General features: G+C 68.5%; 16 protein-coding genes. 12 read left to right on the forward strand and 4 right to left on the reverse strand.

The genetic code is table 11. From position 1 onward, the window contains the following. Positions 1 to 28 precede the first annotated feature (28 nt). Together recB and recC are read right to left on the reverse strand one after the other, a co-directional pair. Positions 29 to 3,583 carry an exodeoxyribonuclease V subunit beta gene (gene recB / locus NH8B_RS17480; RefSeq protein WP_014088430.1) on the reverse strand — a complete coding sequence of 1,185 codons (3,555 nt, stop codon included), beginning with the start codon at positions 3,581 to 3,583 and terminating at the stop codon, positions 29 to 31. Next, positions 3,580 to 6,765 carry an exodeoxyribonuclease V subunit gamma gene (gene recC / locus NH8B_RS17485; RefSeq protein ID WP_014088431.1) on the reverse strand — a complete coding sequence of 1,062 codons (3,186 nt, stop codon included), beginning with the start codon at positions 6,763 to 6,765 and terminating at the stop codon, positions 3,580 to 3,582. The genes recB and recC overlap by 4 nt, the downstream gene beginning before the upstream one ends. 268 nt (positions 6,766 to 7,033) lie before the next feature. On the opposite strand from recC, the gene NH8B_RS17490 reads away from it, so the two are divergent. The 6 genes from NH8B_RS17490 to NH8B_RS17515 all read left to right on the forward strand — a co-directional run bounded on the left by NH8B_RS17490 (position 7,034) and on the right by NH8B_RS17515 (position 15,887). Continuing rightward, entirely contained in the window at positions 7,034 to 7,414 is a 381-nt protein-coding gene (locus tag NH8B_RS17490) for a SirB2 family protein (protein ID WP_014088432.1), read from the forward strand. Positions 7,415 to 7,741: 327 nt separating this feature from the next. Beyond that, positions 7,742 to 8,749, forward strand: a complete 1,008-nt coding sequence (locus NH8B_RS17495; protein ID WP_148282999.1) for a ubiquinone anaerobic biosynthesis protein UbiU — start codon at positions 7,742 to 7,744, stop codon at positions 8,747 to 8,749. 14 nt (positions 8,750 to 8,763) lie between these two features. Continuing rightward, positions 8,764 to 9,687 (forward strand): U32 family peptidase, encoded by a 924-nt coding sequence (locus NH8B_RS17500; protein WP_014088434.1) that lies wholly within the window; start codon positions 8,764 to 8,766, stop codon positions 9,685 to 9,687. Continuing rightward, complete coding sequence (locus NH8B_RS17505; protein ID WP_008952385.1) at positions 9,674 to 10,108, forward strand: ubiquinone anaerobic biosynthesis accessory factor UbiT; 435 nt, start codon at positions 9,674 to 9,676, stop codon at positions 10,106 to 10,108. The genes NH8B_RS17500 and NH8B_RS17505 overlap by 14 nt, the downstream gene beginning before the upstream one ends. 218 nt (positions 10,109 to 10,326) lie before the next feature. Continuing rightward, the gene (locus NH8B_RS17510; protein WP_014088435.1) at positions 10,327 to 13,752 is read left to right on the forward strand and encodes a CHASE domain-containing protein; all 3,426 of its coding nucleotides are present in this window, start codon (positions 10,327 to 10,329) and stop codon (positions 13,750 to 13,752) included. Then, positions 13,734 to 15,887, forward strand: coding sequence for a GGDEF/EAL domain-containing response regulator (locus tag NH8B_RS17515; protein WP_014088436.1), 2,154 nt, complete (start codon positions 13,734 to 13,736; stop codon positions 15,885 to 15,887). Before NH8B_RS17510 ends, NH8B_RS17515 begins: the two co-directional genes overlap by 19 nt. Before the next feature lie 131 nt (positions 15,888 to 16,018). On the opposite strand, the gene NH8B_RS17520 is transcribed toward NH8B_RS17515, so the two are convergent. Continuing rightward, positions 16,019 to 17,305 carry an NAD(P)/FAD-dependent oxidoreductase gene (locus tag NH8B_RS17520; protein WP_014088437.1) on the reverse strand — a complete coding sequence of 429 codons (1,287 nt, stop codon included), beginning with the start codon at positions 17,303 to 17,305 and terminating at the stop codon, positions 16,019 to 16,021. A 163-nt stretch (positions 17,306 to 17,468) separates the two neighbouring features. Further along, a complete protein-coding gene (locus NH8B_RS17525) occupies positions 17,469 to 18,425 on the reverse strand; it encodes a LysR family transcriptional regulator (protein ID WP_014088438.1) in 957 nt (318 codons plus the stop codon). A gap of 193 nt (positions 18,426 to 18,618) precedes the next feature. On the opposite strand from NH8B_RS17525, the gene NH8B_RS17530 reads away from it, so the two are divergent. The 6 genes from NH8B_RS17530 (at position 18,619) to NH8B_RS17555 (ending at position 23,763) form a co-directional block, all read left to right on the forward strand. Continuing rightward, positions 18,619 to 18,939, forward strand: coding sequence for a hypothetical protein (locus NH8B_RS17530; protein ID WP_148283000.1), 321 nt, complete (start codon positions 18,619 to 18,621; stop codon positions 18,937 to 18,939). Between the two features lie 75 nt (positions 18,940 to 19,014). Next, positions 19,015 to 19,446 carry a DUF411 domain-containing protein gene (locus tag NH8B_RS17535; protein WP_008952380.1) on the forward strand — a complete coding sequence of 144 codons (432 nt, stop codon included), beginning with the start codon at positions 19,015 to 19,017 and terminating at the stop codon, positions 19,444 to 19,446. 397 nt (positions 19,447 to 19,843) lie between these two features. Continuing rightward, complete coding sequence (locus NH8B_RS17540) at positions 19,844 to 21,577, forward strand: ribonucleoside triphosphate reductase (protein WP_014088440.1); 1,734 nt, start codon at positions 19,844 to 19,846, stop codon at positions 21,575 to 21,577. 55 nt (positions 21,578 to 21,632) lie between these two features. Continuing rightward, a complete protein-coding gene (nrdD, locus tag NH8B_RS21315; protein WP_014088441.1) occupies positions 21,633 to 21,809 on the forward strand; it encodes an anaerobic ribonucleoside-triphosphate reductase in 177 nt (58 codons plus the stop codon). Further along, entirely contained in the window at positions 21,790 to 22,482 is a 693-nt protein-coding gene (locus NH8B_RS17550) for an anaerobic ribonucleoside-triphosphate reductase activating protein (protein ID WP_014088442.1), read from the forward strand. Before nrdD ends, NH8B_RS17550 begins: the two co-directional genes overlap by 20 nt. A gap of 108 nt (positions 22,483 to 22,590) precedes the next feature. Continuing rightward, positions 22,591 to 23,763, forward strand: coding sequence for an NAD(P)H-dependent flavin oxidoreductase (locus tag NH8B_RS17555; protein ID WP_014088443.1), 1,173 nt, complete (start codon positions 22,591 to 22,593; stop codon positions 23,761 to 23,763). Positions 23,764 to 23,788: the final 25 nt, after the last annotated feature.

Raw genomic sequence — 23,788 nt, forward strand, 5'->3', positions numbered from 1 at the left:
AGATGGTTTTCCTTTTCTTCCTATGCGCTCAGGCGAACAGCGCGTCCAGTCGTTCTATCAGCCGCTCGCCCGGCAGATCGCGCCACACCCCGCCGCCTTCGGGAGTCAGCCCGCGCAGGTAGAGGTAGCGCACGCCGCCGAAACATTGACCGAAATCGAGGCCGCGCACCGCGAGGTAGCGCCTGAGCGCCACGCAGTACAGCAGGTATTGCAGGTAATAGTGTTCGCGTGCCACCGAGGCCAGCAGGGCCTCGCGGTGGTAGGCGGCCTCGTCGTGGCCGAGGTGGTTGGACTTGTAATCGACCAGGTACCAGCGCCCGTTCGCCTCGCACACCAGGTCGATGAAACCCTTGAGGTAGCCGACCACGCGGTAGAAGTCGAGCGCGGCGGCGGCGTCGCGCAGGGGCGCGGCGAGGCCGTTGGCCGGGTCGGTCAGCACCTCAACCAGCGCCGCGACGTCGAGGCGCGTCACCGGCAGGGTGAATTCCAGCTCCACCAGACGCCGCCCGGCCGGCACGTCGGCGAGGCGCACGCCGTCGTCCAGCGGCACCGCGAGCGTGCGGCGCAGCATGTCGAGCGCGGCGTCCTGCCAGTGCAGGGCGAAGCCGGCGCGTTCCAGTTGCTCGACGGCGGCGGCGCGCAGCGTGTCGTCATCCGCGGCGAAGTCGACGCGTTCCAGCATGGCGTGCAGGCAGGTGCCGGCGCGCGCGCCGCGCGGGAAGGCGAAGCGGTCGAGGCGCGCCGCGCCTTCTTCGGCCAACGTCAGCGCGCCGCGGTCGTGGTCGGGCGCCTCGGCCTGGGGCGGCGCGGCGTGCGCGGCGGCGGTGAGCGAGGTGAAGCTGGCGACGCGCCACGGCGTGTAGAGCTTGCGCGTGAAGGGCTGCGCGGCGAGCGCGGCCTCGGCGTGTTCCGGCGGCGCCAGGCGCAGCGTGAGCGGGCTGGCGTCGAGGCGGCCGATCTCGCCGGCATGGGCGGCGAGCAGCGTCGCCAGGTCGGCCTCCAGCGTGGCCGGGTTGAGGGCGAGCTGTTCCAGCTCGGGCAGGGTGCGGCTGTCGCGGCCGTGCAGCAGCCACGACAGCGCCGCGGTGGCCATGCCCTGCACCCAGCCCCAGGCCAGGTACTGGCGGTACTGGGCGCGCGTCAGCGCCACGTACAACAGGCGCAGCTTTTCCGCCAGGGTTTCGCTGCGGGCGAGCAGGCGCACGTCGTCGCCGGCAACGCTGTCGGGCGCCAGCCACGAGGCGCCGTCGCGGCGGAAGCGCCAGAACGCGGGGTCCTTGGCGTCGAGCTTGCCGTCCCACAGGAAGGGGCAGAACACCACCGGGTACTGCAGGCCCTTGGAGGTGTGGATGGTGACGATCTTGACCAGCGCGGCATCGCTCTCGAGGCGCAGCAGCGCTTCCTCGCCGCCGGGCGGATCGGCCACGCGGCCCTCGAACCAGGCCAGCAGCGGCGCCATGCCCTGGCGCTCCTCGCTCTCGCGTTGCAGCAGCTCGGCGAGGTGCGCGAGGTTGGTGAGGCGGCGCTCGCCGTCGGGCAGCGGCAGCAACCTTTCGGCCAACCTTTCGCGCCCGAAGAAGCCGCGCCACGCCGCCATGAAGCCGTGTTCGCGCCAGCGCCGGTGGTCCTCGGCATTGGCGGCGAGCTGCGCTTCCCAGACCGGCTCGTCGTCGACGCGCGCCAGCAACCGGGCGGCGTCGAGCCCGAACAGCTCGCTGGCGAACGCGCTCCTCAACCGCCCCTCGCTGGCCGGCTCGGCCCAGGCGCGCAGCAGCGCCAGCAGGTCCTGCGCCTCGGCGCTGGCGAACACGCTCTCCTGCGTCAGCGCCACGCTGGGCACGCCGCGCTCGGACAATGCCTGGCGCACGCGCTCGCCCTGGCGGTGGGTGGCGACCAGCACCGCGATGTCGCCGCCGACCAGAGCGCGCTCGCGGTTCTCGCCGACCAGCCGCGCCCGCCCCTGCCCGGCCAGCGTCAGCAGGCGCACGATCTCGTCGGCGCCGGCCTCGGCCGCCGTGTCCATCGCCAGTTGCTTGCTGGCCCCCTTGGATGTGGTGGAGAAGTCCAGCCACTGGAAGGTGAGCGGCGCGCGCCCGTCGTCCACCTCCAGGCGCCAGCCGGAGGACGGCGCGGCGCGCACCGCCGGGTAGTCGATATCGGCCAGCACGAACGGCTGCTCGCGCGCGAACAGCGCGTTCACCGCCGCCACCAGCGGTTCGGCCGAGCGGCGGTTGGTGTCGAGGGTGTAGTGGGAGGCGGCGTCGTCGCGCGCGCTGAGGTAGGCGAAGATGTCGGCGCCGCGGAAGCTGTAGATCGCCTGCTTGGGGTCGCCGACCAGGAACAGCGGGCAGTCGCGCCCGACGAAGCAGGCGCGGAAGATGCTGTACTGCACCGGGTCGGTGTCCTGGAATTCGTCGATCAGCGCGACCTTGAAGCTGCGCGCCACGTGCTCGGCCAAGAGCGGCCCGCTGTCCGGGTGTTCCAGCGCGGCGGCGAGGTCGGTCAAGAGGTCGTCGAAGCTGCGCGTGCGTTCGCTGGCGCGGCGCCGCGCCAGTTCGGCGTCGACCCAGGCGATCAGCTCCAGCTTGAGCGCGGCGACGTGCGCCGCGACGTTGGCCAGGTGCGCGTCCCAGGCGCCGAGCCAGGCGGCCACGGCGTCGAACAGCGGGTGCGCCGGCGCGGCGTAACCCTTCTTCATGCCCTTGGCGAGCGCGGGCGGGGTGAGCTTGTCGAGGCGCTTGCGGTCGTCGTTCGAGAGCAGCGGCAGGCCGCTGTCGGCGGTCCATTGCCGCAGCCGCCGCACCAGCGTCTGCTGCTGCGCCGGGCCATAGATATTGGCCTTGAAGCCCTCGGTGGCGGCGAGCAGCTCGAGACCGCCCCGCACCAGCTCGGTGTCGCCGGCCAGGCGCTGCCAGGCGGCGTCGGCCGCGGCGAGCGAATCAGCCAGCGGCGTCAGCGCCGGCGCCAGGTTGCGCAGGTAGGGCTTGGCGAGGAAGGGGCGCACTTGGGCGAGCCAGCTGTCCGGGGTCTCGCCGGCTTCGGCCAGCACCCGCGCCAGGAGCGCGTCGGCCACCACGCGGCGGCGCCAGAAGTCGTCCACCACCTCGGTCAGGCGTTCGGCGTCGTCGGCGATCAGCTCGGCGGTGAAGGTCTGGCCGCTCTCGAAGGCGGCGTCGGTCAGCACGCGCTGGCAGAAGCCGTGGATGGTATAGATGGCGGCGGCGTCGAAGCCGGTGATGGCGGCGCCGAGGCGCTGGCGCGCCAGTTCACGCGCGGCCGGCTCGGCGAAGCGCTGCGCCATGGCCAGCAGGAAGCCGTCGCGCGTCGGCGCGCCGTCGAGCACCGCGGCCAGTTCAGCCAGGCGATGGCGCAGCCGCTCGCGCAACTCGGCGGTGGCGGCCTTGGTGTAGGTCACCACCAGGATCTGTTCGATGTTCGGCGGCGGCGCGCCGTCGCGCTCTTCCAGCAGCAGGCGGGTATACAGCGCGGCGATGGTCCAGGTCTTGCCGGTACCCGCCGAGGCTTCGATCAGGTTGACGCCGGAGAGCGCGCAGTGCAGCGCGTCGAGGGGCTGGGCGATCATGCTTGGTCTCCTTCCGCCGCGCCCAGCAGGCGTATGGCCAGCGGCAGCAGCAGGGTGTCGGCCAGCTGCGCGAACAGCGGCTCGGCCAGCGGGTCGAGATGGCGGAAGGCGAGGCGGATCGCCGCCTCGTCCTTCTGCGGGGTCTTGCCGTCGTAGGCCGGGTCCCACTCCGCCTGCGCCTTGGCCAGTGCCGCCTCGGGCTGGTCGGGCTTCTCGACCTGGCTCCTGGCGTAGGCCCAGCTGGTGCGGGCGAAGAACGGCAGCGGCTGGCGCTGGCCCTGCTGCCAGCGCGCCAGCCACGGTCGCAGCAGCTCGGCGGCGTCGGGCTCGTCGCAGAGTTCGTGTACCCCTTCCTCGTCGTACAAGGCCGAGTACGGCGCCACCCCGGCCGGGCGTGCCGTACACAATACCAGATGGCTCAGCCACAGCTCGATCAGCTCGCCGGCGTAGGCCTTGCGCGCCACCACGCGCAGCAGGCCGGCGTCGCGCAGGCCGGACAGTTCGCCCACCAGCGTCACGCCGTCCAGCATCAGCTCGACGCTCTCCGGCGCGCGCAGCGGCTGCGCCAGTTCCGGCGGCAGGCGGCGCGCGAAGCGCACGCTGGCGGTGGTTTCCTCGGCGAGCCAGGCCTGCCCCAGCGCCGCCGGCGGCAGCAGGCCGGCGCCGACCAGCTTGTCCTTGACCGGGGCCAGCGGACGCGACGCCAGCAGCGCGCCGACCAGCTCGCGCCGCAGCGTCTCGCGCGTGTCGCGCTCGACGGTGAACGGTTCGCGCACCGGCACGTCCTCGGCGCTGCCGGCGAGCTTGACGCCGAGCCGGTCGGCCAGCCAGGCGCGCGCCGGGTGGCGCCAGAAGCGCAGCAGCTCGTCGAGGCGCAGCACCGTGGCGTCGCCGCCCGGCAGCGCCACGGCGAACGGCGCCGGCTCGTGGCGCGGGGCGGCGAGCGCGGCGGCGTAGCTCGGCTCGAAGCTGTGGCGGCGCGGGTCGCTGCCGTCGAAGGCGGCGCGCGCGAACGGCTGCAGCGGGTGCTGCACCACCTCGACGGCGCAGCCGGCCATCCTGGCCAGGGTGTCGAGCAGCTCGGCCACCAGCGGCGACGGCGGCAGCGGCTCATCGGTGCGCACCGAGCGCCCGACCCAGGACAGGTAGAGCGCCTCGCGCGCCGACAGCAGCGCCTCGAGGAACAGGTAGCGGTCGTCGAAACGGCGCGAGCGGTCGCCGCGGCGCGGGTGGCGCGCCACCAGGTCGAAGCTGACCGGGCGCTCGTCGCGCGGGTAGGCGCCGTCGTTCATGCCGATCAGGCACAGCACGCGAAACGGGATCGAGCGCATCGGCACCATGGCGCAGAAGGTGACGCCACCGGCGAGAAAGCCGGAAGGTGCCGACAGCGTCAGGCGCCGCGTCAGCCAGTCGCGCACCACCGCGAGCCCGACCGGGGCGTCGAAGGCGGCGAGTTGGGCGTCCTCGGCGAGTTCGGCCAGGGCGTCGAACAGCAGCGTCAGCGCCGCCTCGCCGGCCTCGTCCACGGCGAACAGCGCCTCCACCACCCCTTGCAGCCGCGCGCGCCAGACGGCGGGGCTGGCCGGCTCGGCCCAGGCGCGCGCGCAGCCGTCGAGCACGTCGAACAGTTGGCCGAAGCGCGCCAGCGTCTCGGCCAGTTGCCCTTCCGCGCCGGCCGCCGGCAGCAGGCCGCCGAACAAGGGCGAGGCGTCGCCCGCCAGCGCAGGCGGCAGCACCGTGCCCAGCAGCAAGCGGTCGAGCCCCCAGCGCCAGGTGTAGAGCGGGTCGGCCGGCAGCCCGAGCGCCGCCTTGTGCGCGGCGTCGCGCCCCCAGCGGATGCCGGATTCGCGCACCCATTGCTGCAGCAGCGGCACCTCGGCGTCGGCAAGGCCGAAGCGCGCCAGCAGCGCGTCGCAGTCCAGCAGCGCCAGCACCGCGTCGGCGCCGAAACGCGAGTCGGCCAGCCGCAGCACCGCGGCGAAGGTGGCCAACAGCGGCTCCTCGCGCTCGATGCGGCGGTCGGCGACGGTGTAGGGGATGTTGGGCGCGTCGTCACGTTGGCCGAACACCGCGTCGATGTAGGGCGCGTAGGCGTTGATGTCCGGCGTCAGCACCGCGACGTCGGCCGGGGTCAGCGTCGGGTCGGCGGCGAAGCGCGCCAAGAGGCGGTCCTTCAGCACCTCCAGCTCGCGCATCGGGCTGTGCACGGCGTTGAGCTCGATCGAGCGGTCGCCGGGGGCCGCCGGTGCGGGCGTCGCGCCGGGCGGGGTCAGCGTCAGGATGTCGCGCTGCAACCGTGCGAGCAGGGTGTCGCCGTGCGGTTCGAGGAACAGCGGGTGGCCCTCGGGCATCTCCTCGGCGATCTGGTCGAAAAAGTCCCGTCCCTGCTTGCCGAGCGAGGCCAGCAGCGGGTGGTCGTCGTGCGCCGCCATGCCCTGCTGGAACAGCTTGAGCTGGCCGCGCGCGTCGACGATGTCGCCCCAGTAAGCCTCGCAGGGGTTGAGCAGGAACACGCAGACGTCGGTCAGCGCCGCCAGGCGCTTGATCATGGCCAGGTACATCGGCGCCAGGCTGGCGATGCCGAACAGGCTGACGCGCTCCGGCAGGTGCTCCGGGCGCAGCCCGCCGAGGAAGTCGTCGAGCAGGCGCACGCGGTGGCGGCCGGGGTCGGCTTCGGCCAACCTTTGCCACAACACCGCCTGCCACGCCTCGTCCTCGCCCAAGTCCAACAGCTCGCCGCGCTCCCAGGCGCGGATCCAGTCGGGGCGGAACACCAGGTACTGGTCGAAGATGTCGGCAATCTTGCCGGCCAGCTCGAAGCCCGCCGCCTCGCCGCCCTCCAGGTAGCGCACCAGCGGCGTGAACGGCGCGCCGTGCAAGGTCGGCAACAGTTCCAGCAGCCGCCACTGCAGCACCTCGGGCGCGAACGACGACTTGCGCGGCAGCCCCGGCAGCACCGCCTGCATCAGGCGCCAGGCGAAGGCCGCCGGCAGCACGAAGTCGAGGTTGGCGGCGATGCCGGCGCGCCCGGCCAGCTCCAGCGTCAGCCAGCGCCCCATGCCGCGGCTCTGCACCAGCACCGTCTCCGGCTGGAACGGGTCGGACAGGGGCATGGCACGGCTCATGCCGGTGAACAGTTCCCCCAGCGCTTCGAGACGGTTGGACTGGTAGAGGTGCAGCATGGCGATGACGGATGCTTGGAAAAGAAGGTATTCAGTGTACCATCCGGGAACCGCCGCTCCGTGCCTGCGTCACAACGCAGTCACCAGAACCTCATTCCAGTAGGCGAGCGAGCCAAAGCCGCTTGAGTGCCGCCGAAGCGCAGGAACCGGAATGGACACCGAGTCCATGAGGATTCCTGATCGCTGAGCAAATCGCTACGATGGATTTGCGCGCAGTACCGCCGACACTCAAGATGCCAGGGCAGCGCCGCCTCATGCGGGAAAAAACATGCCGACCTACACCCTCATCAAGCACGCCCACATGGGCTGCGCCTACCTCTCCATCCTGCTGTTCACCGTGCGCGGCGGGCTGATGCTGGCCGATTCGCCGCTGCTGCGCGCCAAGCCGCTGCGCATCCTGCCGCACGTGGTCGACACCCTGCTGCTGACGCTGGGCATCACGCTCGCCGTACTCGCCCACTTCCTGCCCACCCAGCAGGACTGGCTGATGGCCAAGATCGTGCTGCTGCTGGTCTACATCGGGCTCGGCACCGTGGCGCTCAAGCGCGGCCGCACCAAGGCCATCCGCACCACGGCCTTCGCCGCCGCGCTCGCCACCGTGCTGTGGATCGTGCTGATCGCCAAGACCAAGATGATCTGGCCGTTGTAATCCCCCCGCTTCGGCCGACCAAAGCCGGACAGGCCAACGGAGCACCTGTCCCGGAAGCGTAGGATGGGCGAAGCAAAGCGAAACCCATCGGCCGATACCGATGGGTGCCGTCACGGACGGAGCAAGCTAGCGCAGCGTTGTTAAGGAATGCCTCCTGCCACGCACTCTTCACCTCGCCATGGGCCGCTTGCCTCAGAGCGCGAACCGGTTTCGCGCCCTGTTTCGGTCAACCGCGACAAACGGGTTGGCCGAAGCTTGACCCAAAGCAATGGCCCCGCCGCCCCACTCTGCTACTGTCCCCCGGTTTACGTTTCCTGGCGTTAACCGATCATGACCCTGCCCGAACTGGTGTGCCCCGCCGGCAGTCTCCCCGCCCTCAAGGCGGCGGTCGACAACGGCGCCGATACCGTCTACTTCGGCCTGAAGAACGACACCAACGCCCGCAACTTCGCCGGGCTCAACTTCGACGACAAGAGCGCCCGCGCCGGCATCGACTACGCCCGCGCGCGCGGTCGCAAGGTGCTGATGGCGATCAACACCTACGCCCAGGGCGGCAACGTGTCGCGCTGGCACCGCGCCATCGACGAGGCCGCCGACCTCGACGTCGACGCCGTGATCCTGGCCGACCTCGGCCTGATGGACTACGCCGTGCGCCGCCACCCCGAGCTGCGCCTGCACCTGTCGGTGCAGGGCTCGGCCACCAACTACGAAGCCGTCAACCTGGCGCGCGAGCTGTTCGGCATCCGCCGCGCCGTGCTGCCGCGCGTGCTGACGCTCGACCAGGTGCGCCACGTCATCGAGCACACCGACGTTGAGATCGAGGTGTTCGGCTTCGGCAGCCTGTGCGTGATGGTGGAAGGCCGCTGCCTGCTGTCGTCCTACGCCACCGGCGAATCCCCCAACACCCATGGCGTGTGCTCGCCCGCCAAGCACGTGCGCTGGGAGCACGGCGAGACCTCGCTCGACGCGCGCCTGGGCGGCGTGCTGATCGACCAGTACGGCAAGGACGAACCGGCCGGCTACCCGACGCTGTGCAAGGGCCGCTTCGCGGTGCAGGGCGACACCTACTACGCGCTGGAAGAACCCACCAGCCTCAACGTGATGGCCATGCTGCCGCAGATCATCGACATCGGCGTGGCGGCGATCAAGGTCGAAGGCCGCCAGCGCAGCCCCGCCTACGTCAGCCAGGTGACGCGCACGCTGCGCGCCGCGCTCGACGCCGCCGGACGCGAAGCGCAACGCTTCAGCGTGCGTCCGGCCTGGCAACAGGAACTGGGCCGGCTGTCGGAAGGCCAGCAGCAGACGCTGGGCGCCTACAACCGCCCGTGGAAATGATGGAACCGACGACCATGACCTCCCTGAATCTCAAGCTCACCCTCGGACCGGTGCTGTTCTTCTGGTCGCGCGACGAAATCTTCAACTTCTACAGCGAGGCCGCGGCCTGGCCGGTCGACACCATCTACCTGGGCGAAGTGGTGTGCTCGCGCCGCCAGCAGCTGCGCACCCAGGACTGGATCGGCCTGGCACACGACCTGGCCGACGCCGGCAAGGAAGCCGTGCTGTCGAGCCAGGCGCTCCTGGAGAGCGAATCCGACCTCAAGCGCCTCAGGAAGCTAATCGACAACGGCCGCGTGCGCATCGAGGCCAACGACCTCGGCGCGGCACGGCTGGCACGCGAGCAGCGCCTGCCCTTCGTCGCCGGCCCGCACCTCAACATCTATAACGGCGAGACGCTGGCGCTGATGCAGCGCCTCGGCGCCTACCGCTGGCTGCCGCCGGTGGAAATGGACCGCGCCACGCTGGCCGAGGTGCTGCAACACGCCCCGGCGATCGAGACCGAAGTGTTCGCCTGGGGCAAGCTGCCGCTGGCGTTCTCGGCACGCTGCTTCACCGCGCGCCATTACAACCTCAACAAGGACGACTGCCAGTTCCGCTGCCTCGACCACCCGGACGGCCTCACGCTGACCACGCGCGACGGTCAGGATTTCCTCACCATCAACGGCATCCAGACTATGTCGGCCGGCTGCCAGTCGCTACTGCCGCACCTGGCGGGCATGGCCGCCGCCGGCGTCACTGCGGTGCGCGTCAGCCCGCAGGCACAGCACTGCGCCGAGGTGGTGCAGGCGTTCCGTGCCGTCATCGACGGCCAAGCCGCCGCCAGCGAGCTGCTCTCCGGGCTCGCGGCAAAGAGCCGGGACCCGCTAGTCGACGGTTACTGGCTGGGCCAGCCCGGCATCGTCAACACCCAGGGAGCCAATCATGCGCGTGCCTGAACTGACCGTCCCCACCCGTCTCGCCCGCCTGCTGGGCCGGCTTCCGGCCACCCCGCCGGCCTGGCTTCTGGTAACCAGCCTCAACCAGCTGGTCAAGCGCGGCGTGCTGCCCGCCGACATGGAACTCCTGGCTGAGCGTCGCTTCGAGGTGCGCCTCGTCGACGCCGGCGTGAGCCTGCGCTTCGCCGCCGACAGCCGCCGCTTCCTCCTCGACCGCCAGCCCGGCGAGCCCGACCTGCGCCTGTCGGCCAATGTCGCCGACTTCGCGCGCATGATGCTGCGCGAGGAAGACCCGGACACGCTGTTCTTCAACCGCAAGCTGAGCATCGAAGGCGACACCGAGCTCGGCCTCATCGTCAAGAACCTGCTCGACAGCGTCGACTGGCACGAAACCCCGCTCGCGCGCTTCATGGCGAGCTGAGCCTAGCCCATCTCCCCCGGAGACGCCGCTGACGACGGCGTCTCCCTCCCCTCCCGCGCACACGCCAGAGAAACAATCACTGGTTAAAACGCCTCGCCTTGCTATGCTCAAAGCATGCCCGGCTCGCGAGGGGGGCGCATCTCCGTGCCCCCCTCTCCCGGATCCGACCACGGCCAACGGCGCAGCGGACACTGCGCGGCCCGGACACGAGGTGCGCCATGCCTTTTCCGAAGCGACTCACCGGCCTGCTGCCCGACCCGGGAATGCTGCGCGGCATCCTGCTCCCCGTTGCCCTGCTGTTCTTCCTGACGGCCGGCAGCTCGCTGCTGGTCGCCAACCTGATCGCCCATCAGGACGACAACCTCGCCCGCCAGCGTTTCGATCACCAGGCCGGCCAAGTCGAAGCCGCCATCAACGAACGCATGCAGTCCTACCACCTGGTGCTGCACGGCGTGGTCGGCCTGTTCCAGGCCAGCGGCGACGTCAGCCGGCAAGAATTCAACGACTATCTCGCCACGCTGCAGCTGAGCCAGCACTACCCCGGCCTGGCGTCCCTCGGCTACGTGGACCGGCTCGCCCCGGCCGAGCTGCCGTCCTACCTGAGCCGCATGCAGCAGGAGCGGCCGGATTTCCGTCTGCATCCGGACTCTCCGCGCGCCGGCTACACCGCCATCCGCTACCTCTACCCCCCGACGCCGCGCAACGAAACCGCGCTGGGGTTCGACATGTACACCGAAACGACGCGACGTAACGCCATGATCCAGGCGCTCGACAGCGGCGCACCGGCCGTGACCGGCAAGGTCGCGCCGCTGCTGCAGAGTACCCCGAAAGATACCAACGTCTTCCTGATGTACTGGCCGGTGTACCGCAAGGGCGCCGCGCAGGGCAGCGTCGAGGCGCGCCGCGCCGCGTTGCAGGGCTGGGTATTCGCCACCTTCCGCATGGGCGACCTGATGCTGGGCATTTTCGGCGATGGCACTCCCCAGCTGAACCTGCGCATCTACGACGGCAACGAGGCCACCCCCGCCAGCCTGATGTACAGCACCGGACGCCAGAACACCGGCCGCTACCATGTGCAACGCCACTACCGGCTGGGTGGCCGCCCCTGGCTGCTCGACATCGCCAGCGCCCCCGAACTCGACCGCAGCGTGGCCAGCACGCGCTACCTGTGGGTGATGGGCCTGGGCCTCCTGGCCAGCCTGCTGCTGAGCGTGTTCATCGGCAGCATCCTGTTCGCCCGCCGCCGCGAAGCCGCCATCAGCGACGCCAGTGCCGCCGCCGCCAAGAAACGCGAAGAACACTTCCGCGCCGTGATCCAGTCGGCGCCCAACGCCATGCTGGCGGTGGATCAGCAGGGCTTCATCACCATGAGCAACCCCGCCGCCGTGCGCTATTTCGGCTACTCGCCGGAAGAGCTGCAGGGCAAGAGCATCGAGATGCTGCTGCCGGAACGCTTCCGCAAGCATCACCCGATGCTGCGCCAGGCCTTCAAGGCCGACTCCAAGCCGCGCCAGATGGGCGAAGGGCGCGAGCTGTTCGCGCTGTGCAAGGACGGGAGGGAAATCCCGGTCGAGATCGGGCTCTCCACCATGCTCACCGAGGAAGGCGTGCAGACGGTGTGCTCCATCATCGACATCTCCGAACGCAAGCTCTCCGAGCTGCGCCTGCGCGAACAGGCCGAGCAGATCTCGCGCGCCAACCGCTACAAGACCGAATTCCTGGCCACCATGTCGCACGAGCTGCGCACCCCGCTCAACAGCATCCTGATCCTCGCCGACCAGCTGGCGGAAAACCGCCAGGGCAACCTCACCGCCAAGCAGGTGGAGCACGCCACCATCATCAACCGCTCCGGCAAGGACCTGCTGGCGCTGATCAACGACATTCTCGACCTGTCCAAGATCGAAGCCGGACGCATGACGCTCAACCGCGAAAAGGTGCTGGTGAACGACCTGATCACCACGCTGCGCCAGAATTTTCTGCCGGTGGCGGAAAACCGCCAGCTGACGTTCCAGACCACCAAGGAAGACAGTGCCGGCGACGTGTTGATCACCGACGCCACGCGGCTGTTCCAGATCCTGAAAAACCTGCTGTCCAATGCCTTCAAGTTCACCGACCATGGTTCGGTGCACCTGCGCGTCTACCAGCCGCAGAGCGTGCCGCCCGGCATGGACAGCCTGCCGCAACACACCCTGGCCATCGCCGTCACCGATACCGGCTGCGGCATGCCGTCCGACAAGCTGGACCGCATCTTCGAGGCCTTCGAACAGCTCGAACAGGGCAGCAAACGCCAATTCGGCGGCAGCGGCCTCGGGCTCAGCATCTCGCGCCAGCTGGCCCACCTCCTGGGCGGCACGATCGACGTGCGCAGCGAACTCGGGCTCGGCAGCACCTTCGTGCTGTACCTGCCGGTGCATCCGGCCGGCGGTGGCGTGAAGGAAGTCACGCTGCCGCCGGAACCGCATGTCGTGATCCCCCCGGCCAAGGCCAGCAGCCGCAGCGACGTGCTGGTGGTGGAGGACGACCAGCAATTCGCGCGCATCATCATGAACAAGGCGATGGAGTCGGGCTTCAAGACGCGCATCGCCAGCACCGGCATCGAGGCCTTGCAGGAAATGCGCCAGCACCCGCCGGCCGCCTTCATCCTCGACATCCTGCTGCCCGACATGAACGGCTGGGAGCTGCTGCGCCAGGTGCGGGGCACTCCCGCCACGCGGCATGCCCCGGTCCACATCATCTCCTGTCTCGACCGCAGCGAGCTGCACGAGCAGCTCGACATCCAGGACTACCTGGTCAAGCCGGTCGACCAGAGCACCCTGGCGCGGGTGTTCCGCGAACTGCACGCCGAGCTGGGCCACCGTCCGGGACAGGTGCTGCTGGTCGAAGACAACCTGGTGGAACGGGAGCACTACCAAGCCCTGATCGAGCAGCTGGGCGGCACGCCGCAGTGCTGCGGCAACGTGCTCGAGGCCAAGAACCTGCTGCTGCAGCAGACGTTCGCCTGCGCCGTGATCGACCTCAACCTGCCCGGCGGCAGCGGCTTCGAGCTGCTGCAGTGGATCAGCAGCCAGCCCGGCCTCAGCCAGCTGCGCATCATCATCAACACCGGCATGGATCTCGACCGCGACACCCTGCAGGCGATGAACGAATACAGCGCCGTGGTGCTCACCAAGGGCGCTGCCAACGAACTCAAGCTGTCGTACGCCATCCGCACCTTCCTCGATCAGGTGTCCGACCCGGCAGGCAAGGCCGCGGCGGGCAACACCGCAAACCGGGAGCGCGCCACGCTGCTGCTGGTGGACGACGACATCCGCAACATCTATGCCATGAGCAGCGTACTGGAAGAGCGCCAGTTCAACGTGCTGACGGCCATCAACGGCGAAGAAGCCCTGACCCAGATCGAACAGAACCCGGGCATTCAGCTCGTGCTGATGGACATGGCGATGCCGGTGCTGGACGGCTATGAAACCACCCGCCGCCTGCGCAGCGAACTGCGTTTCGAGCGGCCGATCATCGCGGTCACCGCCTACGCGATGAAGGACGACAAGGCCAAATGCCTGCAAGCCGGCACCAACGACTACCTGCCCAAGCCGGTAGACAGCAAGGAACTGCTTAGGATGATCGACCAATGGCTCACGCAGACCTGATCGCCCCCCGCCACGATACCGGAACCCCCGCCGCCGCCGCCAAATCGGAACGACTGCCGGTCGTGCTGTCGATCGACGACAAGGCGGTCAATCTGCGTGTCATCGAAGTGGTACTGGAGCCCCTGCCCTGCCAGGTGGTGTCGCTCGGCTCGGGAGAGGAGGCGCTCAAGTACCTGCTCACCCAGCCGGTATCGGTCATCCTGCTCGACGTCTCGATGCCCGGCATGGACGGCTACGAAGTGGCGATGCTGATCCGCGGCCGGCGCCAGACCCGCAGCACCCCCATCCTGTTCATCACCGCGGCGATGTGCGAAGAACAGGACATCCAGCGCGGCTACAGCTGCGGCGCCATCGACTACCTGGTCAAGCCGTTCGATCCGCTGACCCTGCGCAGCAAGGTGCGCCTCCTGCTGGAGTACGACCAGCAGAAACGGCAGCTGCTGAGCGCCTACCAGCGGCTCGATGAACAGCGCGACTACTACCAATCGCTGCTGAGCTCCGCCGGCGAGGGCGTCATCGGCGTCAGCCCCGATGGCATCGTCCGCTTCGCCAACCCCGCCACCCAGAACCTGCTCGGCATGTCGGCCGAACACCTGGTCGGCTACCCGATACAGCAGCTGTTCCACGAGAGCGACCGGGCAACCGACTGGGACAGCAGCCCGTTCGCCATCGCCTGCCGCGACAATGTCGAAGTGCTGCACGAGGAAACCACGCTGTACCCGCCGGGCCGGCCGCCGCTGCCGGTATCGCTGCGCTGCTCGCCGATGGGCGGGCAGCAACAGGGACTGGTGGTGATCTTCCGCGACATCCGCCAGCAGCTGGAAACCGAGAGCCAGTTGCGCCAGCAAGCCCTGACCGACTATCTGACCGGGCTGCTCAACCGCAACGGCTTCACCATCATGCTGGAAAAAGTGCTGAGCCACGCCGAGCGCTCGCACCAGGGGCTGGGACTGCTGTTTCTCGACCTCGACCGCTTCAAGGAAATCAACGACCGTCTCGGCCACAAGGTCGGCGACATCGTGCTGCAGCAGGTGGCCGAGCGGCTGCGCGGTTGTCTGCGCCGCGAGGACCACATCGCCCGGCTAGGCGGCGACGAGTTCATCATCATTCTGGAGCAGCTGGAGAGTCCCGACCGCGCCGCCTACAGCGCCCAGCGCATCATTGCGGCGCTGGAGCCGCCGCTGCAGATCGACGACGACGCCCTCACGGTCCGGGCCAGCATCGGCATTGCCACCTACCCTGACTGCGGCCGCACCGTCACCAGCCTGATCGAGGCCGCCGACGTGGCGATGTACCGCGCCAAAGAGGACGGGCATCACCTCTACCACTTCTTCACCACGGAAATGAACCAGCGCGTCCAGGAACGGCTGCGCCGCGAGCAGCAGCTGCGGCAGGCCCTCGTCGAGCAGCAGCTGTTCCTGCTCTACCAGCCACAACAGGACCTGCACAACGGGCGGCTGGTCGGGATCGAAGCGCTGCTGCGCTGGCAGCCACCGGGACAGCCGGTGCAGCCAGCGGGGGCCTTCCTGCCGCTGCTGGAAGAAAGCGGCCTGATCATGGCGTTTGGTGAGCGCAGTATCGAACTGGCCTGTCGCCAGCGGGCGGCCTGGCTGGTGGAGGGCTGGCTCGACAGCGCCTGCCCGCTCTCGATCAACCTGTCGGCCCGCCAGCTGGCCGACGACAAGCTGCCCGGCAAACTGGACTACATGCTGAAACACTACGGCATTCCGCCGGCGTTGATCGAGCTGGAGTTCCACGAAGCAGCGCTCGACCAGCACAACACCAAGGTCATCGAAAACCTGCACTGCCTGGGCATGATGGGACTACGGCTGGCGCTGGACGACTTCGGCAGCGAACTGGGCGAACTCGCCATCCTGCGCCGCTTCCCGATCAGCACGCTGAAGATCGGACAGGCGCTGGTCAAGACCCTGGCCGACTCGCCGCGCGATCAGGCCATCATCACGGCTACCGCGCAGCTCACGCGGGCGCTGGGCATCCGGCTCCTGGCCGCCGGCGTCGAGACACCGGCCCAGCGCGAGCTGCTGCAGAAGCTGGGCATCCCGGCGGCGCAGGGCCACTCCATCGCCAAGCCGATGACACCGGGAGAGTTGGCGGCACGTTTCGACCGGCGCTGACGACCTACCCCAGGGCTTCGGAAGGACCTGTCCGCGCCTCAGGGGTTCGGCGGCATGCCATGCCGCGCGCCACACGGCTCGCACAGGCCTGGCCGCGTACCGGGCAGGCCATGGCAGCAGGCAGGACGGCGTCACATCCCGAGCCGGTCGCGCAGGCTGTAATACCATGCCCCCATCGTCAGCATCGGCACGCGGAACAGCCGCCCGCCGGGGAAGGGGTAATGCGGCAGACGGGCGAAGGCGTCGAAGCGTTCGCTCTGGCCGCGAATCGCCTCCGACAGCAGGCGGCCGGCGAGATGGGTGTAGGTCACGCCGTGGCCGCTGCAGCCCTGCGAGTAGTAGATGTTGTTGCCGAGGCGGCCGGCCTGCGGCAGGCGCGACAGCGTCAGCGAGAAGTTGCCGGTCCAGCCGAACTCGATCTTGACGTCTTCCAGCTGCGGGAAAGTCTTGAGCATCTTGGGGCGGATCAGGCGCACGATCTCGCCCGGGTCGCGTGCGCCGTACACCGTGCCGCCGCCGTACAGCAGGCGCTTGTCGGCGGTCAGGCGGTAGTAATCCAGCAGGAAATTGCAGTCCTCGACGCAGTGGTCGCCCGGCAGCAGCGCGTGCGCCAGCTCGGCCGGCAGCGGCTCGGTGGTGATCACCTGGGTGCCGCACGGCAGCGTCTTTTCGGCCAACTCGGGCAGCAGATTGCCGAGATAGGCATTGCCCGCCACGATCACGAAACGCGCGCTCACCTGGCCTTCGGCGGTACGCACCACGGCCGGTTCCGCACGCTCCACGCTCAGCACCGCCGACTGCTCGAAAATCTGCCCGCCCAGCGACTCCAGCGCCGCCGCCTCGCCCAAGGCCAGGTTGAGCGGGTGGAGGTGGCCGCCCCAGTTGTCGAGCAGCGCGCCGACGTACTGCGCGGTGCCGACGATATCCTTCATGCCGGCCTGATCGATGAGCCGCAGTCCGGTGTGGCCGAAGCGCTCCCACAAACGCTGCTTGCCCTCCAGTTCATCGAGCTGCTTGCCGGTCAGGGCGGCGAACACATTGCCCTGCTTCAGGTCGCACCGGATGCCGTACTTGGCGACCCGCTCGCGGATGATGCTGCCGCCCTCGAACGCCATACTCCCCAGCGCGGCGGCGGCGGCCTTGCCGTGGCGGCGCTCGATCACGTCCAGGTCGCGGCTGTAGCTGTTGACGATCTGTCCGCCATTGCGTCCGGAGGCACCCCAGCCGACCCGTGCCGCCTCCAGCACCATGACCCGGTAACCGTGCTCGGCCAGGTGCAGCGCCGCCGACAGGCCGGTGTAGCCGGCCCCGATCACGCACACGTCGCAGTGATGCGCGCCGCGCAGTACGGGACGATCCGGCGCCGGGTTGCGCGAGGCGGCGTAGTAGGAATGGGTGTGTTCGAGAGGACGGTCCATGGTGCACCTGTTGCAATCGTTTTCCGGACGGGCCGCGGAAGAGCCACCCGCCTGTCATCACGATACACGCGTCGAAAATACTCGACAATGCGGGCTTGGCCGTTGGCCACGGGCAGAAAAAAGCCCGGCCAGGCCGGGCGTGCGATCGGGCTGGCGCGTCGGCTCAGTGCTGCGCCGCCTCGCGCTTGGCAGTCAGGTCCAGACCGGGGAGATCGGCGACGATGTCGGGATGTTCGGCCAGTTTCTCCGCCACATAGTCGACAAAGACCCGGGTGCGCGGAGCGATGTGCTCGCGGTGCGGGAAGCAGATGTAGATCGAACGTTCCAGCGAGATGAAGTCGGTCAGCACTGCCTCCAGTTCGCCGCTGCGCAGGTAGGGCATTGCCTCGTGACCCGGCACCTGCGCCACGCCGAAGCCCAGGCGTGCCATTTCGCACACCGCCTCGATGTCGTTCAGGGTATAGATGCCGTTGACCTCGAGCGGGATACGCTCGCCGTCGCGCTCGAACTCCCACTTGCACAGTCGGCCGGAAGTCGGGAACTGGTAGTTGATGCAGTTGTGGTTGGCCAGGTCGTCGGGTTTCTGCGGACGGCCGTTCTTGTTCCAGTATTCGGGCGCCGCCACGGTGTAGAGCGGCAGTTGCGCCAGGTGGCGCGCCGACAGGCGCGAGTCCGGCATCATGCCGACGCGCACGCCGACGTCGTAGCCGTCCTCGATCAGGTCGCTGAAATGGTCGTCGAGGCCGAAGAACACGCGGATCTTGGGGTGACGCTGGCAAAACTCGCCCATCAGCGGCAGGATGAAGTGCCGGCCGAAGGAGTTGGGCAGGCTGATGCGCAGGTGCCCGGCCGGCTCGTCGCGGCTCGCCTTGAGCTGGTTGATGGCCGCGTCCAGATTGTTCACCGGGCCGCGACATTGCGCGTAGAAGCGCCGGCCGTCCTCGGTCAGCGTCAGCTGGCGCGTGGTGCGGTTGAACAGGCGGACTTCCAGTTCCTGTTCGAGCCGGGCGATACTCTGGCTGATGGCGGCGGGAGAGACGCCGAGCTTGCGCGCCGCGTCGGAGAAACTGCCGTTTTCGGCGGTGGTCATAAAGACCATCAGTGCCTTCAAGGTATCCATGCGCTACGGATTCCATGGTAGGGCCGGCCCCTGCGGGCCCCGGGCGGGATCGTCCGGCGTCGAGCTGAGGGGCTGACGAAAATTGATTGGGTATTTCTTTAAAAAGGTTACACCATTCTTTGAAAACAATGAAGATTGAAATGATTTGTGCCAGCTCAAGCCCGGCACACCTCACCTGCGCTACGATTACGGCATGAACTTCCTCCGCCCCTTGCTGCTGCTGGTGCTGACCGTGTGGCTGGCCTTGCCGCTCTCCACCCTGGCGCAAAGCGTACCGCCAGAAGCATGCCATGGCAGCACCGCCGCACCCTGCATGGCGGCGGCTGACGCCGGCTGCCGCCACCGGGCGCTGCCATCCGATGCGCCAGCGTGCTGTCATTTTTACGCAACAGCTGCCCATGCCGATGTCGGAGAAGTACGGCGGGTCTCGCCCGGGGCGGTGCAGGTGGGACACGAACGCGGCGGGGAGGCGCAGTTCATCCCGCCGGTGGCCACCCGCCCCCCGGTCGCCTGAGCAGGCAAGCGAATCCCGCACGCGGCGGCCCGCCACCGGGCCGCCAGGTTCTCCCTCTCAGGACAGCTATCGACCATGAATACTCCGCAACGACTCGCCGTGATCGGCGCACTGATCTTCTCCGGCCACGCTCTGGCCGCCCAGGGCACGCTGTACAAGGACCCCAACTGCGGCTGCTGCACGGCCTGGGCCGAGCACCTGCAAGGCAAGGGCATCACGCTGCAGGTGGAGCCGAGCCGCGAACTCGCCAGCGTGCGTTCGCGCTTCGGCGTCCCCTCGGACATGGGCGCCTGCCATACCGCGCGCATCGGCGGCTACACCTTCGAAGGCCATGTGCCGGCCGACCTGGTGCAGAAGGTGCTGCACGACAAGCCGAAGAACCTCGTCGGCCTCGCCGTGCCCGGTATGCCGCCGGGCAGCCCGGGCATGGAGGGCATGGGCAAGGTGGCGTACAAGGTGTACGCCTTCGACAAGACGGGGAAACGCTTCGTCTACGCCGAGCGCTGAGAACCTGAGCACGATCCTACTGCGCGTCCCTGATCGGGGCTCATGTACTGCTCGAAATCCTCATGTACTCCAGTACATTCCGGTTTCTGCGCTGCTCTTCACCCCGCTGAGGGCCGCTCGCAACAGATCGTGAACAGGTTCTGAGCTTGTTTGCAGGATGGGTGAAGGCATTCAATGCTGAAGCCCATCGATATCGACCTATGGCTTGCGCTCCGCCCCACCCGCCCTGCCGGTCACACCCCAAAAGGCACAGCATGCTGTGCCTTTTTCATTTCGTCGACACAACATGATGCGGTTTACCGCTTGATCCACGTCAAGGGATTCCCGCATCGGGCACCCGAGCGTCATTCCACCATTTATAGTGCACCTCAACGAAACAAACACCATATGTTGAGCCATGACTGAAGCAGCCCGTCTTTCTGACCACCCTGTCGCCCCTGTCGACGCCGTCGCCGCCATCGACGAATACCTAAGCCGCGCCGACTGGCGCGTGCAAGCCAACGCCAACCAGGGCTATAGCTTGGGCGGGCTGATTCTCAACGTGGCCGGCAAGGTGACCGCCAACTACTGGCTCGCCAAGGTGTTCAGCGCCGAGGCCGCCCGCGCGCACCGCGAGGGCGACTTCCACATCCACGATCTGGACATGCTCTCCGGCTACTGCGCCGGCTGGTCGCTGCGCACCTTGCTGCAAATGGGTTTCAACGGCGTACCGGGCAAGGTGGAATCGCAGCCGCCGCGCCACCTGTCGTCGGCCTGCGGCCAAATCGTCAATTTCCTCGGCACGCTGCAGAACGAATGGGCCGGAGCGCAGGCGTTCAGCTCCTTCGATACCTACCTGGCGCCGTTCGTGAAAAAGGACGGTCTCTCCTACGAGCAGGTCAAGCAGAGCATCCAGGAGCTGATCTACAACCTCAACGTGCCGAGCCGCTGGGGCACGCAGACACCGTTCACCAACCTCACCTTCGACTGGCTGTGTCCGGAAGACCTGCGCGAGCAAATCCCGCTGATCGGCGGCGAGGAGATGCCGTTCACCTACGGCGACTGCGCGCGCGAGATGGCGCTGATCAACCGCGCCTACATCGAGGTGATGCTGGAGGGCGACGCCAAGGGGCGGGTGTTCACCTTCCCGATCCCGACCTACAACATCACCAAGGATTTCGACTGGTACGGCGAGAACACCGATCTGCTGTTCGCGATGACCGCCAAGTATGGCCTGCCCTACTTCCAGAACTTCGTGAACTCCGACCTCGAACCGCACATGGTGCGCAGCATGTGCTGCCGCCTGCAGCTCGACCTGCGCGAACTGTTGAAGCGCGGCAACGGCCTGTTCGGCAGCGCCGAGCAGACCGGCTCGGTGGGCGTGGTGACGCTCAACTGCGCGCGCCTGGGCTACCGCTTCAAGGGCGACCTGCCCGGCCTGCTGGCGGAAACCGACCGCCTGATGGCGCTGGCGCGCGACACGCTGGAGGAGAAGCGCCGCGTGGTGCAGGGCCTGATCGACGAGGGCCTCTACCCCTACACCAAGCGCTTCCTGGGCTCGCTGCGCAACCACTTCAGCACGGTGGGGGTGAACGGCATCAACGAGATGATCCGCAACTTCAGCGCCGACCGTGACGACATCACCAGCGCCTGGGGGCACGATTTCGCCTGCCGCTACCTCGACCACATCCGTGAGCAGATGCTGGCGTTCCAGGAACAGACCGGCCATCTCTACAACCTGGAGGCGACGCCGGCGGAAGGCACCACCTACCGCTTCGCCAAGGAAGACCGCAAACGCTTTGCCGACATCCTGCAGGCCGGCACGGCCGAGCAGCCCTACTACACCAACTCCAGCCAGCTGCCGGTGGGCTTCACCGACGACCCGTTCGAAGCGCTGACGCGGCAGGAGGCGCTGCAGCGCAAGTACACCGGCGGCACCGTGCTGCACCTCTACATGAGCGAGGCGGTGTCGAGCCCGGAGGCCTGCCGCCAACTGGTGAAACGCGCGCTGGCGGGGTTCCGCCTGCCCTACATCACCATCACGCCGACCTTCTCGATCTGCCCGAAGCACGGCTACCTGTCGGGACACCACGAGTTCTGCCCGCGCTGCGACGCGGAGCTGCTGGCGGAGAAGCGGCGCAGACAGGGTTAACGCACCATGCCCCCGGCTTCGGCCAACCTTTTGACTCTTTTAGAAAGGCAACACCATGAGCAATCTGTCCGAACAACGCCATCTCGACACCGTGCTGGACAACAACGAACGCACCCGTTGCGAGGTGTGGACCCGCGTGATGGGCTACCACCGTCCGGTGGCGGCGTTCAACATCGGCAAACAGGGCGAGTTCAACGAACGCCTGCACTTCGATGAGCGTGAAGCCGGCTGAGGCGGCGCGCATCGGCGGACTGGAGCCGTTCTCGGCCTGCGACTGGCCGGGCAAGCTCACGGCGGTGGTGTTCCTCGCCGGCTGCCCATGGCGCTGCGGCTACTGCCACAACCCGCAGCTATGGCGGCGCCGCGACGGCAAGACCGACTGGCCGGCGCTGCGCGAGTGGCTGGCGAGCCGCCGTGGCCTGCTCGACGGCGTGGTGTTCTCGGGCGGCGAGCCGCTGGCCGAGGCGGCTCTGCCGGCGCTGCTGGCCGAGGTGCGCGCACTCGGCTTCGCCACCGGGCTGCACAGCGGCGGGGCGTACCCGGCCAGGTTGGCCGAAGCGCTGCCGCTGCTAGACTGGGTCGGTTTCGACGTGAAAACGGAGTGGGCCGACTACGATGCGCTCACCGGCGTGCCCGGCAGCGGCCGCGCCGCGCGCCGCAGCCTTGAGCTGCTGCTGGCCAGCGGCGTCGCCTACGAGTGCCGCACCTCGATCCACCCGCACTGGCACGATGAAACGGTGCTGGCCCGGCTCGCCGACGAGCTGGCGACGCACGGCGTGCGCCATTACCGCTGGCAGGCGATCCGCCCGCCCGCCCCGCTGCCGACGCCGTGGCCCGCCGGCTGGCCCGGCAATCACCATGACATCGCGCTGCGCTTTGCCGATTTCACCTTCCGCCAGCATTGAAACCGGGGAGAACACGGCGGGGCCGGGTCTTCCTTGACTCCGATCAAAGCCCCGCCACCCCGCCTCCCTACAATGTGAGCCTTTCCCCGCAGCCAGAACCCACCCACCATGACCCAACCGTTTTCCCCCCTCGTGATCCGCGGCCGTAGCCTCCTGCCCATCGTGCAGGGCGGCATGGGTGTCGGCGTGTCCGCCAAGAGCCTGGCCGGCGCCGTGGCCCGTGCCGGCGGCGTCGGCACCATCGCCAGCGTCGACCTGCGCCACCTGCACCCCGACCTGATGGCACAGAGCGAACGCGCCGGCGGCGCCGACGAGCTCAACCGCCTCAACCTGATCGCGCTCGACCGCGAGGTGAAGGGCGCGCTGGCCAACGCCGACGGCCAGGGCCTGGTCGCCGTCAACGTGATGAAGGCGGTCGACGCCCACGCCGACTATGTGCGCCAGGCTTGCGAGTCGGGCGCGCACGCGGTGGTGATGGGCGCCGGCCTGCCGCTCGATCTGCCGGAGATGACCGCCGAGTATCCGGACGTGGCGCTGATCCCGATCCTGTCCGAGGCACGCGGCATCGGCATCGTGCTCAAGCGTTGGATGAAGAAGAACCGCCTGCCCGACGCCATCGTCATCGAACATCCCAAACATGCCGGCGGCCACCTCGGTGCGGCGCGTCTCGACGACATCGCCGACGCCAAGTTCGACTTCAAGCGCGTGCTGGACGAGACCTTCGCACTGTTCCAGTCGCTGGGACTCGAGCGCGAGCAGATTCCGCTCATCGTCGCCGGCGGCGTCAACAGCCACGAGAAGGTGCAGACCTACCTCAACGACTACGGCGCGGCGGCGGTGCAGATCGGCACCGCCTTCGCCGTGACCGCGGAAGGTGACGCCCACCCGCAGTTCAAGCAGACCCTGGCCGGCGCCCGCGCCGAGGACATCGTCGAATTCGTCAGCGTAGCCGGGCTGCCGGCGCGCGGGGTGCTGACGCCGTGGCTGAAGAGCTACCTCAAGCGCCTCGACAAGTTGCAGGCCAACGCCAAGGCCGACCCGCGCCGCTGCACCCAGGCGCTCAACTGCCTGTCGGTGTGCGGCCTGCGCGACGGGCTCGCCAAGGTCGGGCAGTTCTGCATCGACCTCAAGCTGGCCGCCGCCTTCCGCGGCGAGGTGAGCAAGGGGCTGTTCTTCCGCGGCGCCGAGCCGCTGCCGTTCGGCGACGCCATCAAGAGCGTGCAGGAGACCATCCATTACTTCTTGCACGGCGAGAAGCCGGCCGGTCTGGCGCCGGCCTGAACGTCCGCGTCGCCTGCGACCAAAG

The sequence above is a fragment of the Pseudogulbenkiania sp. NH8B genome, assembly GCF_000283535.1.
GTDB classification, from domain to species: domain Bacteria; phylum Pseudomonadota; class Gammaproteobacteria; order Burkholderiales; family Chromobacteriaceae; genus Pseudogulbenkiania; species Pseudogulbenkiania ferrooxidans.

Excerpts from the sequence above, each read along its gene's own strand:
- recB (WP_014088430.1), bottom strand. The coding sequence starts at position 3,583 with ATGATCGCCCAGCCCCTCGACGCGCTGCACTGCGCGCTCTCCGGCGTC.
- recC (WP_014088431.1), bottom strand. The coding sequence starts at position 6,765 with ATGCTGCACCTCTACCAGTCCAACCGTCTCGAAGCGCTGGGGGAACTG.
- NH8B_RS17490 (WP_014088432.1), top strand. The coding sequence starts at position 7,034 with ATGCCGACCTACACCCTCATCAAGCACGCCCACATGGGCTGCGCCTAC.
- NH8B_RS17500 (WP_014088434.1), top strand. The coding sequence starts at position 8,764 with ATGACCTCCCTGAATCTCAAGCTCACCCTCGGACCGGTGCTGTTCTTC.
- NH8B_RS17505 (WP_008952385.1), top strand. The coding sequence starts at position 9,674 with ATGCGCGTGCCTGAACTGACCGTCCCCACCCGTCTCGCCCGCCTGCTG.
- NH8B_RS17510 (WP_014088435.1), top strand. The coding sequence starts at position 10,327 with ATGCCTTTTCCGAAGCGACTCACCGGCCTGCTGCCCGACCCGGGAATG.
- NH8B_RS17515 (WP_014088436.1), top strand. The coding sequence starts at position 13,734 with ATGGCTCACGCAGACCTGATCGCCCCCCGCCACGATACCGGAACCCCC.
- NH8B_RS17520 (WP_014088437.1), bottom strand. The coding sequence starts at position 17,305 with ATGGACCGTCCTCTCGAACACACCCATTCCTACTACGCCGCCTCGCGC.
- NH8B_RS17525 (WP_014088438.1), bottom strand. The coding sequence starts at position 18,425 with ATGGATACCTTGAAGGCACTGATGGTCTTTATGACCACCGCCGAAAAC.
- NH8B_RS17530 (WP_148283000.1), top strand. The coding sequence starts at position 18,619 with ATGAACTTCCTCCGCCCCTTGCTGCTGCTGGTGCTGACCGTGTGGCTG.
- NH8B_RS17535 (WP_008952380.1), top strand. The coding sequence starts at position 19,015 with ATGAATACTCCGCAACGACTCGCCGTGATCGGCGCACTGATCTTCTCC.
- NH8B_RS17540 (WP_014088440.1), top strand. The coding sequence starts at position 19,844 with ATGACTGAAGCAGCCCGTCTTTCTGACCACCCTGTCGCCCCTGTCGAC.
- nrdD (WP_014088441.1), top strand. The coding sequence starts at position 21,633 with ATGAGCAATCTGTCCGAACAACGCCATCTCGACACCGTGCTGGACAAC.
- NH8B_RS17550 (WP_014088442.1), top strand. The coding sequence starts at position 21,790 with ATGAGCGTGAAGCCGGCTGAGGCGGCGCGCATCGGCGGACTGGAGCCG.
- NH8B_RS17555 (WP_014088443.1), top strand. The coding sequence starts at position 22,591 with ATGACCCAACCGTTTTCCCCCCTCGTGATCCGCGGCCGTAGCCTCCTG.